Genomic DNA, 12,399 nt, shown 5'->3' on the forward strand with positions numbered 1-12,399 from the left:
ATAAAATTAAGACTCTAAATATGAGAAATTTGATATTTAGAGTCTTTTTATATTTCTATTCTATTCTAGATTTTAAAGCTTCAGCCATAGTAATTTTGTTGATTTTTTTTCTACTTAATAAATTTGAAAGTTTATAGGTTAAATATATTATAATAAAACCAATTAGAACATAAATGTAATCAATAGTTATAGGAAAAGATACACTCATATCTTTTGTTATTGATTTAAATAGAGTATTTAAAGATATAAGAAGCAGTGGTATTCCAATAATGTATCCAAGTATAACTATAAACGTAAAACTGTTTAAAATTAGAGAATAAATTTCATTATTTCTGTAACCTAAGATCTTCATAAGAGATATGTTTTCCTTATTCTCTTCTATAGTAAGTGAAGTAACAACATATATTACTATAAGACCAATTATAAAAGATATAAAAGATACACTTCCAATAACTGCTTGTAGAGGCTTAGTCATAGCATCAAAGACGTTTTTCATATCATTAACAGTTATAGTAGCTAATAATTTATTTTCTGAAATATCCAATTTTTCTGTACTCCATAATCCTATATAACTGTCAGATGGTAATTTAAGAAGATCATTAAGTTTATTAAGTGGCATATAAATATAGTTCCCAACAAAACTCTCAGCAATATTATTAACTGTCATGCTATATTCTTTAGAGTCAAGCCTATTTATCATTTTAAGGGTATCATTTGGTTTTATATTAAGCTTATCAGCTAAAGGTCTTGTAATAATAATTTTATCGGATTTTAATACATTCCCTGATTTGTCTTTAAAAGATATATATTGAGAATTAGGACTAACACCATATACTGTAAAAATAAGTTTCTTATTAGATTGTAATGCAAATGGTATTTCTAAAAAAGCTTCACCTTTTTTGGGTTTCTCATTTTGAATAGAGTTAAATACATAGTGATAATTATATTTAAATGCCTCATTAAAAGAATCTTTCATTAAACTGTTCATAGAACTTTTTGCTGAAAAGCCCATTAATAGTAGCATTGTTGCCATAATAATACCTAATAGAAGAAATATACTCCTTGCTATACTTCTAAGTTGTTCTCTTATTTTAAATTTAGTAGAAAATCTCAGCTTATCAAGTTTTACCATTTTTTCTATAAATCCAACCTTATTATTTTCTTTTCCACCTTTCATAAGTTCAATAGGTGAATTTTCAAGTGATTTATTTACTATAAAGTAACTGCATATTGTTAAAAATAACAATGGAAGTAAAATGCTTATTATAATATAGGTTATATCAAACCTTAAAGTATCTATAGGAATATTAAAATAAGACACATAAAAAATCATAATGGGCTTTAAAAATAGGGCTCCAAATATAGTTCCTATTATTCCACCTAAAAGTGAAATAAACACAGCATATAAAAGATAATGTTTCATAATCTCTCTTTTTTTATAGCCAAGTGCATATAAAGTTCCTATAATAACAGATTCTCTTTTTAACATTCTAAGCATAACTATTCCTGTTAAGATACAAGTAAAAAGTAGTATGGTTATAGGCAGAGAAGAACTTATTTTATCTATTCCTGAAAGTTTTGCAGTGGAATAAGTTACTCTTGGATTATCAGTTATATTAACCCAACTAAGAATATAGATACCTTTATTTATTAGATAATTTTTAAAATTAGATATTTTATTATCTAAAGTATTTCTATCTCCATTAAATCGTATGGAATAAACAATATTTCCTTTAAGTAGACTATTAAAATCCTCTTTTCCTATTACTGAAATACCAAAACTTTTTGGGTCATTTAATAAATCAGATTCTGATCTTAATGGATATATGTAATTTGGAAGAGACATAAAGCCTGATATAATAAAATTTTGATCATATAATTTTATGTTATCACCAATTTTTATTTTGTTAGCTTTTGCATAAGATGGATCAATAAGAATATCACCTTTGCTTAGAGCTTTGCCTTCAATTATTGCGGGGATATTAACCTTAATATTTTCACTAAATATTCTTAACGCCTTATTATCTGGAAGGGAATAATCAATAGATTTGGTTTCCTCTATACTCATATTAAATTTTGATTCTAAAGTTTCAATATTATTTAAATTTTCGTTAATTATAAAGTTTGCATCTTCTTGTTTATAGTTTTTTTCAAAAGAAGAAGTCATATCTGTTAGGTTTATTGAAACTAAGTTAAACATTGTAAAAAGGATACAGCTAAAAATAATAAGTACTAATGAGCCAAGATATTGAGCTTTGTTTTCTAACATGGTTCTCTTTATTTTTTTATTTATAATCATTACCACTCAATCCTTTCTGCAGGAATCATTGTCTTATTAACTATACTCTCTACAATTTTTCCACTTCTAATTTTATAAATCCTATTAGCCATAGCACTGATTGGAGTATTATGAGTTATCATAAGTATGGTTGTGCCATAATCTTTATTAATTCTTTGAAGTAATTTTAATATTTCTCTTGAGGTTGAAAAATCAAGTGCACCGGTTGGTTCATCACATAATAAAAGTTTTGGATTTTTAACTATTGCTCTTGCAATTGAAACTCTTTGTTGTTCACCACCACTTAATTCCTTAGGAAATCTATGTTTTTTATCAATCATATTTACAGCTTTTAAAACTTCATCGATATTTAGTGGTGATTTGCTTATGTTTGAAACAACCTCTATATTTTCTCCTACAGTAAGATTAGGAATTAAGTTATAAAACTGAAATATAAAGCCTATATTTTCTCTTCTATAATCTGTTAATTTATTATCATTTAATTTATTAACTTCTATACCATTTACTAAAACTATGCCTGAATCACATCTGTCAATTCCTCCAATAATGTTAATAAGTGTTGATTTCCCAGAACCAGAGGGGCCAAGTATTGCTCCAATTTCACCTTTATCTAAATTCATTTCTATGCCATTTAGAACTGATGTAGTTATATCATTAGTATTATAACTTTTCGTTAAATTTTCTATTTTTAAAAACATTATTTTTCCTCCTTTTTAGACTGCAAATATAGAGAATTTCAAAATATTTTACATAAACAAAATATTTGTTTAAGATAGTGTAAAAAACAGAATTGTTAATTATTCTGTCTTTTATTTGATTATGAATTTTATCTTTTTCTGATATGATTCAAATAGCTTATATACTACATCTTTTCCATGTGTTTTTGATTTATGCATCATAAGCTTTTGAGCATACTTCTTTAGAAAAATTAAAAATATTTGTTTATTAAGTAAGAATAGTTTATTTTTTAAGGAAACTAAAAATAGCTAGTAACTTTATTATGTTACTAGCTATTTTAGATTTAATATGTTATAAATTTAGTATTAATTTTATAAGGTCTCTTCTGTGTATGTATTAGATTGTATATGATTTTCATTTGTCATATAAGAATTAAGCTTTTCTTTAATATAAGATAAATCTTCACTTGTTAAAATACTACATACTTTAGAATAAGACATATCTTTTATAATATAATTTGAATCATTATAAATTTTAGAATTAGAGAAAAATTCATTTTTATCATAATCATAAAAATTTATAGTATCAAATTTATAATTAAAATTATTTAAAGTTTGTAAAATTAAATATATATAATTAGCATTAAGTTCTAAATCATTATTATCTAAAGTCATTAAATAATTAAAATTAAAAGTATTATTTTTTAATGAAATTCTTTCATAAAATATTTCATAAGGAGGAACTTTAGTTTTATATTCTTTAAATAAATTTACAGAAGAATCAAGATTAAATTCTAGGTAATCTATGTCTGATTTTATTTTGGCACATATGTTTAATAACTTATTTGCATATGGTTCTTCTGATTTTAATGCATATTTGTTTATTTCAAATTTTATCTTAGAATTAATTTTTTTACTAAAATAACTTTCATAATAATTATCATAAATTATATTATTTTTTACTATTATAGAAAATGTACAATTATCAATAACTGACTGAGCTGATATTGATATAAAATCTTCTGAAAAAGTATTAGCATTAAACTTTTTATTAAATAGTATAGGAATGTCATAACGTGATTTAGCATAATCCTTGCATTGTTCTAAATAGTAATTATATAGTGAACATAATTTATAATATTTTCTAATGTTTTTAGGAAATGAAAGCATAAAAATGATGAATACATAAAATATAAGTATTATATATTTAATATTAAAATGGTTAATTATAAATAGGTCATCTAAAGTACTACCAAGTAAAATTCCTGATTTAATAAATAGCGATATAATAAAAGTCCATCTAGCCCAGTTAAGACCATGTTGTACACAAATCCATAATATTACATCAAGTATTATGTTAAAAATTCCAATGAGTAAAAAAGCACAGTTATCTTTTAATATAGGAAGTAACATATAAATTAGTAAATCAATTAAAATTATAAGAGAAAATAGTGGAATAAAATAAGATTTTGATTTTAGTTGATTGTTAATATCTTTCATAATAGTGTTTTACCTTTCATAAGTTAATCTCTTTGTATGCCTCTTTGATTTTGATAATCATAAAAGCGATAAACAGTATCTTTAAAGTTGTTAACATTTAAATTATTAATGTCTAAATTTTTAAGAGTTTTTTCATTATACCAGCTAACAGCTGCCTCATCTATATGAGTTGTGTCACCTTTTTTATTTATGGTATCACCACTAACTACAATTCCAAATAAGGTATGTCCAAATTTTTCAGGATAAAGAGTATACAATGATTTATAAAGTTCTATACTTGCATTAATTGCAGCTTCTTTTAATTCATCACTGTTTCTATAAAAACCAATATTTATATATATAGTGTAAGTATTGTTTGAAAAAAGAATTCTACTTAAATAAGAACCACCTTGATTATCTTTTTTTCCAAAAGTTTCAGTAACACATGTCTTGACATATTCATTAATTGTAAGCTTACTATAATCTTTAGGCTTATAATCATTTTTAGAAACTGTAGAATTATCAGAAGAAGCTTCAGTATCATCAGAATATGTAATTTCATCCTTACATGTAATAAGCTCTTTAATTTTATTAGTAATAGAGCTTTGGTCAATGGTTATAGTAGGTTTTTGGAAAGTCACATATGCTGAAATACTATATGCTAATATGAAAATTGATGAAAATATTATATTTTTTAATTTAAATTTCTGTGGAGATTTAATTTTATATTCCATTTAATCACACCTTTCAGTAAAATCAAGTTAAATTATATCATATATGATAAAAAATTATAATTAATATATAAAATGTAATAAAAAAACACCTTAAATTCATTTGAATAATACGAGATTAAATACAAAATAATCCGATAATGTAAATTCATAATTATACATTATAATCCTCTAAAGATTAATGAAAAAATACTATAAATATTTCTGTAATTGTTAAAATATATTGACATCTAATATTATACAGCGTATAGTATTGGATATGAAGTATATTATATGTCATATAATATATAAAAAAATATAATATATAGGAGGTAAATAGATGGCTTTTCAATTAGGAGCATCTTTACTTGATGCTTGTGTATTAGCTGTTCTTTCAAGAGAAGATACTTATGGGTATGTTCTAACTCAACAGGTACGGTCTATAATGAATATATCAGAATCAACACTTTATCCAGTGCTTAGAAGATTACAAAAAGATGAATGTCTAACAACATATGATCAAGCCTTTCAAGGAAGAAATAGACGATATTATAAGATAACAGAAAAAGGAAGAACTATGCTATGTAAGTATATTAATGAGTGGGAAGAATATAAAGAGAATGTTGATAAAGTTCTTTTAGGAGGGATATCAGGAGATGAATAAAGAAACTTTTATTCAGGAATTAAGAAAAAAATTAAAGAGATTGCCAAAGGAAGAAATAGAAAATGCAATAGGTTATTATATAGAATACTTTGAAGATGCAGGAATAGATAATGAGCAAGATGTTTTAAAAGAATTAGATGATCCTTCAGTTATCGCCTCACAGTTGTTATCAGAGTATGCTTTTAAAGATGATGAGATAACTATTAATAAACCTAAAAAAAGTATCTCTTCAATATGGTTTGTTATTTTAGCGATATTAGCAGCACCAGTTGCATTACCATTAGCCTTTACACTTGTAATGATTTTAATATCTATGGTTATAGTTGCAGGATCTATCACTTTTGCTTTTGCAGTTTCTACAATTGCAATAATATTTGCAGGGTTTGTTACTATATTTGCAGGATTTGCAGTTATTACTCAAGGTTTTTCAACAGCTATTATGTTTATTGGAATTGGATTGTCGTTAATTGGATTAGGATTATTGATATCAGTATTAATTTCAATATTAGCACCAAAGATATTTAAAGAAATTGCAAAATTAGCTAGAAAATTATTGAATAGAGTTAAGAAATCAAATAAAAAGGAGGAGCTATAATGGGAGAAACAAAAAAGAAATTATTAATATTTTCAGCTTGTATAATTGTAGTAGGATTAATACTTGCTTTAGTAGGCTTCTCAATGGGAGGAAAATTTACAATTTCTAAACAAGATGCTGGATTTAAGATTGTGGATAATACAGATATGATTGAAAAAAATGAAGAATTATCTCAATTTAATAGCATAGAAGTTGATTCTAAATTAGGAAAAATAGATATAATAAAATCAAATAGATATGGAATTGAAGTGAAATATGCTAAAGATGAAGGTGACGTTAATTATTCAATAGAAGATGGAAAGTTGTTAGTAAAACAAGACAAATTACAAAATTCTATGTTTGGAAATATAAATTTTTGTATAGGTTCAAATTGTCAAGAAAGTTATCTTAAGATATACGTTCCAGGTAATGTAGATTTAACTAATTTAAATGTAAAAGCAAATAGTGCAGATTTTACTATGAATGATATTAATGTTAATGAAATTTATATAAATTGTAATTATGGAGATATAATAAGTAGAAATATTGTTACGAATAATTTAACTTTAGAATTAAATAATGGAGATATAGATTTAGAAAATATAAAATCTAATAATACTATATTAAAAAGCTCATATGGAGATATAAAAATAAGAAATAGTGAATTTAATATATTAAGTAATGATATGAATAATGGTGACATTGAATTTGAAAATGTTAAAGTAGAAAATAATAATACTATTAATAATGAATATGGAGAAATAACATCAAATAATCTTATATCTAATGGATTAAAAGTAAAATCAAATAATGGAGATATCGATTTAGATGGAGAGTTTAAAGGGATTACTAGTTTATCATCACATTATGGAGACATAAATTTTAGAACTAATATTAGTAAAGATGTATATAATTATAGTGCTTCATGTAACTATGGTGATATAAATATAGATGGAGATAAGTTTGAAAAGAAAGTCCAAAATAATGGTAATAATAATACTCAGAATACTATAGATGCTACTAGTAATAATGGAGATATAAATTTAGATTTTAAATAAAGGTAGAGTTAAAATAATTTAATATAACACGAAGCTATGTTTAAACAATGCATTGTGTAATTTTTGGAAATTATAAGTGAGACTTTATTTTTAGTATGATAAATTAACATCTTTTGTAGAAAAAAGCAGTAATATTTAGAGATTTATTTAGATTGTTAAAAAAATTAAAATGCCTATGTTAAGGCGTTTTAATTTTTTTGGCTGTTACATTCTGATAAAGAATTCAGATTTGAATATATTACTAATATATTTATAAATGGAACAAAACAAAAAAGTAATGATATTAATTTTCTTACTATAAAATATTTAGATAAAAGTTCAACTCTTTTTATAAAACTATCTATATGTTTTTCGGAAAAAGAAAAAGAATGGAGATAAGACTTAATATCTTCATAAGATTTGTCCTCAATAGCAATTTTCTTAATTTTATAATCTACAAATAATTTGGTTTGAAGAGCTAGGAATGATATTAAAGCTAATTCTGTAACTCCTTTTTGAAATGTTAATAAAACTTTTATCATTAAATTATCTCCTTAGTGCATAATATTAGTAAAATTAGTATTTATTATATCATAACAAAGTATAAAAATCGATAAAATATAATCTATACTAATATATTATTTTGTAATAATTTAAGATAGTAAGAAGATTTAGTTTATTATATAATTTAGATATTAGAAAAGTTTTAATTTATATGTAAAATAATTAAGCAATGAATATAGCTATTTAACAATTAGATAAATAGTTTATAAATATGAAAAAACAAGTTAGAGATAAAAAATATTTTTATGAGACTTATTCATAATTTTTAAACGTGTTTTATAGATAGTTTAGGATATTTGAGGGATATGTTAGATGTTGAATGTTTATTTGAATATGAATATAATAAGTATTTTAAAAACTTATCCAAAATCGAGATTATTCTTTATATCAAAATACCTATCTGATTTAAGTTTAGAAAAAGAAGAGGGAAAATACTTTCAACCCTCTCTATTTTATAATTTTCTTATTGAATCTAAAAATAAATTTAAATCTTTTGTTGCTTTTTCAATAAAATTATACTTACCTTTATAGATACACCAATCATATAGTAAACCTCTAGAAAATTTAATAATATATAATGATAAATCAGTACTGTTTAAATCAGTTCTTATTTCTCCTGATTTTTGACCATCTTCAATTAAAGATTTAAGATGGTCAAAAACAATTAGTCCTTCTGAAATGTAGTATTTTAAATCAGTTTGTATTTCATGGATAAATACTTGTTTTACTATTTCAATTCCTCCATTATAAATTAATTCTAAAAATGACAAAATAGTTTCATGTATTTTACCAATAGAGGAAGTAGATTGATATATTTTATTTTCTACTTGATAACTATCTATAACTTTATTCTTGTAAATTTCAACAACAATATCAGATTTTGAATTAAAGTGATGATAAAAAGCTCCTTTTGACACATTTGCTTTTGAACAAATGTGGTCAACTGTAACATTATTAAAATTGGAATTTAATATCATATCTATAGCAATTTGAGTAATTCTATTTTTGGTTTCTATAGCTTGAGCTTCTCTTTTATTCATGTATATTTAATCCCTTCTATAGTTCGAGTTTATATTCAAGTGAAATTATAATATAACAGTTGTTAATGGTCAAATTATGTAAATCAACCTTTTGATTCCAAATATTAACAAATATATATTGCAAATTAATTTTTAGGATGATAAAATATTGACATACTTCAGTATGCGAATAAAGTATTTTAATATTTTATGACAATAGAGATTTACATTTCAATATAAATTTAATTATATAGGAGGTATATTATGGACAATAAACATTTAATTGTAAGAGGTATGCACTGGGTAAATGAATTAAGTCATCATGAGGGTTCAATCAATGGTAAAGGTTTTCCGGTATTAATGAGTAATGATTTAGTTCCTGAAGCTAAGGTATGGGTGTGCCCAGCTTTAATGAAGGTAGATGGAAGAGTAAGTCAAGCTGTTGCAAGTGGAACTATGGGAAAAGCAGTGCCACATATCCATGATGGAGATGAGATGTACCTTATTTTAGGAGAAGAGAATTCTATAACTGTAGCAGTTACATTGGGTGATGACTATTATGAAGTTACACCTCCATCTGCAGTATATATTCCAGCAGGATTACCTCACTCAATATGTCCAATAAAAGTAGAAGAAGGGAAGTTTGGTGGAGCTTGCCCAATATATTTTGGAAAAGAATATATAACTAAGCCAGTACCTAAAAAGAATGCTGAATAATTAATTTAGGGAGAAACTGATATGAGTGAAAATTATGAAATAAAGCTAAAACAATTAGAAAATTCTTATGGTGATTGGTTTAATGGTAAATTTCAAATTTCTGAAATGACAGATAAATATTATCCTTATGATAATATTTTTTCACCAATACAAGTAAATAGAATTACTATAAAAAATAGATTAGTAATGGGGCCAATGGGAAACATTTGTATGGCAGATGAAACGGGAAGACCTAGTGAAAAGATGATTGCATATTTTGAAGAAAGAGCTAAAGGAGGAGTGGGATTAATTACTACAGGATTAATACCTACTAGTTATGGTATTGATAATTCACTTAGTGAAAAAGGTGATTTGTCAATTTTCCCTAGAATTGACAGAAGTAGAACGGTTTTTTCTGGCTGGAGAGATTTGGCTGCTGTGTGTCATGCACATGACTCTACGCTATTTATTCAATTAACTCCTGGTATGGGTAGAGTAGGGAACCCTCAATGCCTTGTAACAAAATATAAGTTTCCAGTAAGTGCCTCTTGGAATCCTAATTTTTACATGAGTTTAGTTCCATGTAAAAGATTATCTGATAGAGAAATTGATAAAATAATAAAGCAAACAGGACAGGCATCTGCAGATGCAAAGGCTGCTAATATTGATGGTGTATATTTACATGGTCATGAAGGATATTTGATGGAACAATTAACCAATACTGCGTTTAATAGAAGAAAAATTGGTAAATATTCTGATTGGCAGAGATTTGGAATAGATACTGTTAAGGAAATTAGAAATCGTTGTGGTAAAAATTATCCAATTATGTACAGAATAGATCTTTCTTTGGCTCTTAATGAAACTTATAAAGAAAAAATGGATACAGAAAAGTCACTTAAGAAATTTAAGAATGAAAGAACTATAGCTCAAACATTAGATTACATGAAAAATCTTGTAGAAGCAGGTGTAGATATTTTTGATGTTGACTTAGGTTGTTATGACAACTGGTGGCTTCCGCATCCACCTGCAACAATGCCATCAGGATGTTTTTTGGATATATCAAAAATAGTAAAAGATTATTTTGAAAAAGAAGGAATAAAATCTAATGTAGGTTTAAAAGTACCTGTAGTTGCTGTAGGAAAGCTTGGTTATCCTGATTTGGCTGAAAAAGCTTTAAGGGACGGTCAATGTGATATGGTTATGCTTGCTAGACCGCTTTTAGCAGATCCTGAGCTTCCCAATAAAGCATATAGAGGAGATGTAGAAGATATTTGTCCTTGTATAGGTTGTCAAGAAGCTTGTATTAATGAGTTTGTAGAAGGTGGGCATCCTCAATGTGCAGTTAATCCTAGAACAGGTTTTGAATCTGAATTGCCTGAAGAAATACAAAAGGCAAGTAAAGAGAAAAATATTGCTGTTATAGGAGCAGGTCCAGCAGGTATTATGGCTGCTCTTACCTTATTAAAGAGAGGCCATAAAGTAGATTTATATGAAAAAGATAGAGAAGTAGGTGGTATGTTAATACCTGGAGGAAGTGCAAAGATAAAGTATGAGTTAAAAAATTATCTAATATACTTAAAACATAGTTTAGATAAACATAAAGATGATGAAAACTTTAACTTATTACTTTCAACTTCTGCTACCATAGAAACACTTAAATTTAAAGATTATGATGTAGTAATGGTGTCAACAGGAGCTACGCAGATTAAACCACCTATAGAAGGAATAAATAATGAAAATGTGGTTTTTGCCATAGATGTTTTGAAAGATCCATCCTTAGTTAAGGATGCAAAATCTATAGTAGTAGTGGGTGGTGGTGTAGTAGGTTGTGAAACAGCTTATTTCTTAAAATATGAGCTTGATAAAAAAGTAAGTGTAATTGAAATGATGTCATATTTTATGAATCACACTTGTACAGCCAATAGAGGGCATATTCTACATTATCTAGAAAAATCAGGTGTAGATCTTCATAATTGTACGATACTAAAGAAAATAAATAAAGATAGTGTTGATGTATTAAAAAATATTTCAAAAACAGTACCTAATCCATATAATACATGGCAACCTATATTACCTGAAAATATGGAAGTATCTTTTTCAAAAGAAATTGAAATTGAAAATAAAAAAATCAATATAAAAGCGGACATGATTGTTCTTTCAACAGGTATAAAAAGCGATAATATGATTTACTATAATTGTGTAAAACAACATATAGCAAAAGAAATATATAATATAGGAGATTCTAGGAAGCCAGGAAGGGTTTTTGAAGTAGTTAGGACAGCATATAGAAAATCTTTAACAATATAATTAAGTAGTTAAATTTTAGATATTTTAAGACTCTAAATAATTTTGTGTAGTTTAGATATTTTGTTAGTGAAATCTTACTAGAGATTTTAATTTTTAGTAAGATTTTTCTAGTATTACTAGACTATACAAAATTCTTAGGTTATGATAAAAACTAAGAAGAGAAAATTGAAAAAAATAAATTACTATAGTATATAGTTAATAAGGGTTTAGCTAATTTTATTGATATTAAAAATAAAATTAAAGATTTACAAGATATAAAGTTAGTTCAATGTAATTTCTCTCAATATTCAAGTAGATATAATTCGTTTATGAATGGAGAAATACCTAATGTATTTAATCCTAAATTTTCAGGTGGAGCTTTATATGATATAAA

General features: G+C 25.3%; 11 protein-coding genes and 1 pseudogene. 6 read left to right on the forward strand and 6 right to left on the reverse strand.

Annotated elements, in window-relative coordinates; genetic code table 11:
• Positions 1–55 precede the first annotated feature (55 nt).
• From KYD98_RS11290 to KYD98_RS11305, 4 genes are all read right to left on the reverse strand, one after another.
• Entirely contained in the window at positions 56–2,299 is a 2,244-nt protein-coding gene (locus tag KYD98_RS11290; RefSeq protein ID WP_219780143.1) for an ABC transporter permease, read from the reverse strand.
• Positions 2,299–2,997 carry an ABC transporter ATP-binding protein gene (locus KYD98_RS11295; RefSeq protein WP_219780144.1) on the reverse strand — a complete coding sequence of 233 codons (699 nt, stop codon included), beginning with the start codon at positions 2,995–2,997 and terminating at the stop codon, positions 2,299–2,301. Before KYD98_RS11295 ends, KYD98_RS11290 begins: the two co-directional genes overlap by 1 nt.
• A gap of 351 nt (positions 2,998–3,348) precedes the next feature.
• A complete protein-coding gene (locus tag KYD98_RS11300; protein WP_219780145.1) occupies positions 3,349–4,476 on the reverse strand; it encodes a YbjO family protein in 1,128 nt (375 codons plus the stop codon).
• A gap of 23 nt (positions 4,477–4,499) precedes the next feature.
• Complete coding sequence (locus tag KYD98_RS11305; RefSeq protein WP_219780146.1) at positions 4,500–5,189, reverse strand: hypothetical protein; 690 nt, start codon at positions 5,187–5,189, stop codon at positions 4,500–4,502.
• A 316-nt stretch (positions 5,190–5,505) separates the two neighbouring features.
• Between KYD98_RS11305 and KYD98_RS11310 the strand changes: the two genes are divergently transcribed.
• The 3 genes from KYD98_RS11310 to KYD98_RS11320 are packed head-to-tail and all read left to right on the forward strand — an operon-like array spanning position 5,506 to position 7,461.
• Positions 5,506–5,829, forward strand: coding sequence for a PadR family transcriptional regulator (locus tag KYD98_RS11310; RefSeq protein ID WP_219780147.1), 324 nt, complete (start codon positions 5,506–5,508; stop codon positions 5,827–5,829).
• Positions 5,822–6,424 (forward strand): DUF1700 domain-containing protein, encoded by a 603-nt coding sequence (locus tag KYD98_RS11315; protein ID WP_219780148.1) that lies wholly within the window; start codon positions 5,822–5,824, stop codon positions 6,422–6,424. Before KYD98_RS11310 ends, KYD98_RS11315 begins: the two co-directional genes overlap by 8 nt.
• Positions 6,424–7,461: a DUF4097 family beta strand repeat-containing protein gene (locus KYD98_RS11320; RefSeq protein WP_219780149.1), complete on the forward strand. Its 1,038-nt coding sequence runs from the start codon at positions 6,424–6,426 to the stop codon at positions 7,459–7,461. Before KYD98_RS11315 ends, KYD98_RS11320 begins: the two co-directional genes overlap by 1 nt.
• Positions 7,462–7,649: 188 nt before the next feature.
• Here KYD98_RS11320 and KYD98_RS11325 read toward each other — a convergent pair whose 3' ends face one another.
• Positions 7,650–7,982 (reverse strand): hypothetical protein, encoded by a 333-nt coding sequence (locus KYD98_RS11325; RefSeq protein ID WP_219780150.1) that lies wholly within the window; start codon positions 7,980–7,982, stop codon positions 7,650–7,652.
• A gap of 474 nt (positions 7,983–8,456) precedes the next feature.
• Positions 8,457–9,044 (reverse strand): TetR/AcrR family transcriptional regulator, encoded by a 588-nt coding sequence (locus KYD98_RS11330; RefSeq protein ID WP_219780151.1) that lies wholly within the window; start codon positions 9,042–9,044, stop codon positions 8,457–8,459.
• 243 nt (positions 9,045–9,287) lie between these two features.
• On the opposite strand from KYD98_RS11330, the gene KYD98_RS11335 reads away from it, so the two are divergent.
• The 3 genes and pseudogenes from KYD98_RS11335 to KYD98_RS18545 all read left to right on the forward strand — a co-directional run.
• Positions 9,288–9,740, forward strand: a complete 453-nt coding sequence (locus KYD98_RS11335; protein ID WP_219780152.1) for a cupin domain-containing protein — start codon at positions 9,288–9,290, stop codon at positions 9,738–9,740.
• Between the two features lie 21 nt (positions 9,741–9,761).
• On the forward strand, positions 9,762–12,026 hold the full coding sequence (locus KYD98_RS11340) for an oxidoreductase (protein WP_219780153.1): 2,265 nt from the start codon (positions 9,762–9,764) through the stop codon (positions 12,024–12,026).
• A gap of 254 nt (positions 12,027–12,280) precedes the next feature.
• Positions 12,281–12,399: pseudogene (locus KYD98_RS18545) on the forward strand (Gfo/Idh/MocA family protein); the annotation flags it as partial.

This window comes from Clostridium weizhouense, from assembly GCF_019431045.1.
GTDB classification, from domain to species: Bacteria; Bacillota; Clostridia; order Clostridiales; family Clostridiaceae; genus Clostridium; species Clostridium weizhouense.

Excerpts from the sequence above, each read along its gene's own strand:
- KYD98_RS11290 (WP_219780143.1), bottom strand. The coding sequence starts at position 2,299 with ATGATTATAAATAAAAAAATAAAGAGAACCATGTTAGAAAACAAAGCT.
- KYD98_RS11295 (WP_219780144.1), bottom strand. The coding sequence starts at position 2,997 with ATGTTTTTAAAAATAGAAAATTTAACGAAAAGTTATAATACTAATGAT.
- KYD98_RS11300 (WP_219780145.1), bottom strand. The coding sequence starts at position 4,476 with ATGAAAGATATTAACAATCAACTAAAATCAAAATCTTATTTTATTCCA.
- KYD98_RS11305 (WP_219780146.1), bottom strand. The coding sequence starts at position 5,189 with ATGGAATATAAAATTAAATCTCCACAGAAATTTAAATTAAAAAATATA.
- KYD98_RS11310 (WP_219780147.1), top strand. The coding sequence starts at position 5,506 with ATGGCTTTTCAATTAGGAGCATCTTTACTTGATGCTTGTGTATTAGCT.
- KYD98_RS11315 (WP_219780148.1), top strand. The coding sequence starts at position 5,822 with ATGAATAAAGAAACTTTTATTCAGGAATTAAGAAAAAAATTAAAGAGA.
- KYD98_RS11320 (WP_219780149.1), top strand. The coding sequence starts at position 6,424 with ATGGGAGAAACAAAAAAGAAATTATTAATATTTTCAGCTTGTATAATT.
- KYD98_RS11325 (WP_219780150.1), bottom strand. The coding sequence starts at position 7,982 with ATGATAAAAGTTTTATTAACATTTCAAAAAGGAGTTACAGAATTAGCT.
- KYD98_RS11330 (WP_219780151.1), bottom strand. The coding sequence starts at position 9,044 with ATGAATAAAAGAGAAGCTCAAGCTATAGAAACCAAAAATAGAATTACT.
- KYD98_RS11335 (WP_219780152.1), top strand. The coding sequence starts at position 9,288 with ATGGACAATAAACATTTAATTGTAAGAGGTATGCACTGGGTAAATGAA.
- KYD98_RS11340 (WP_219780153.1), top strand. The coding sequence starts at position 9,762 with ATGAGTGAAAATTATGAAATAAAGCTAAAACAATTAGAAAATTCTTAT.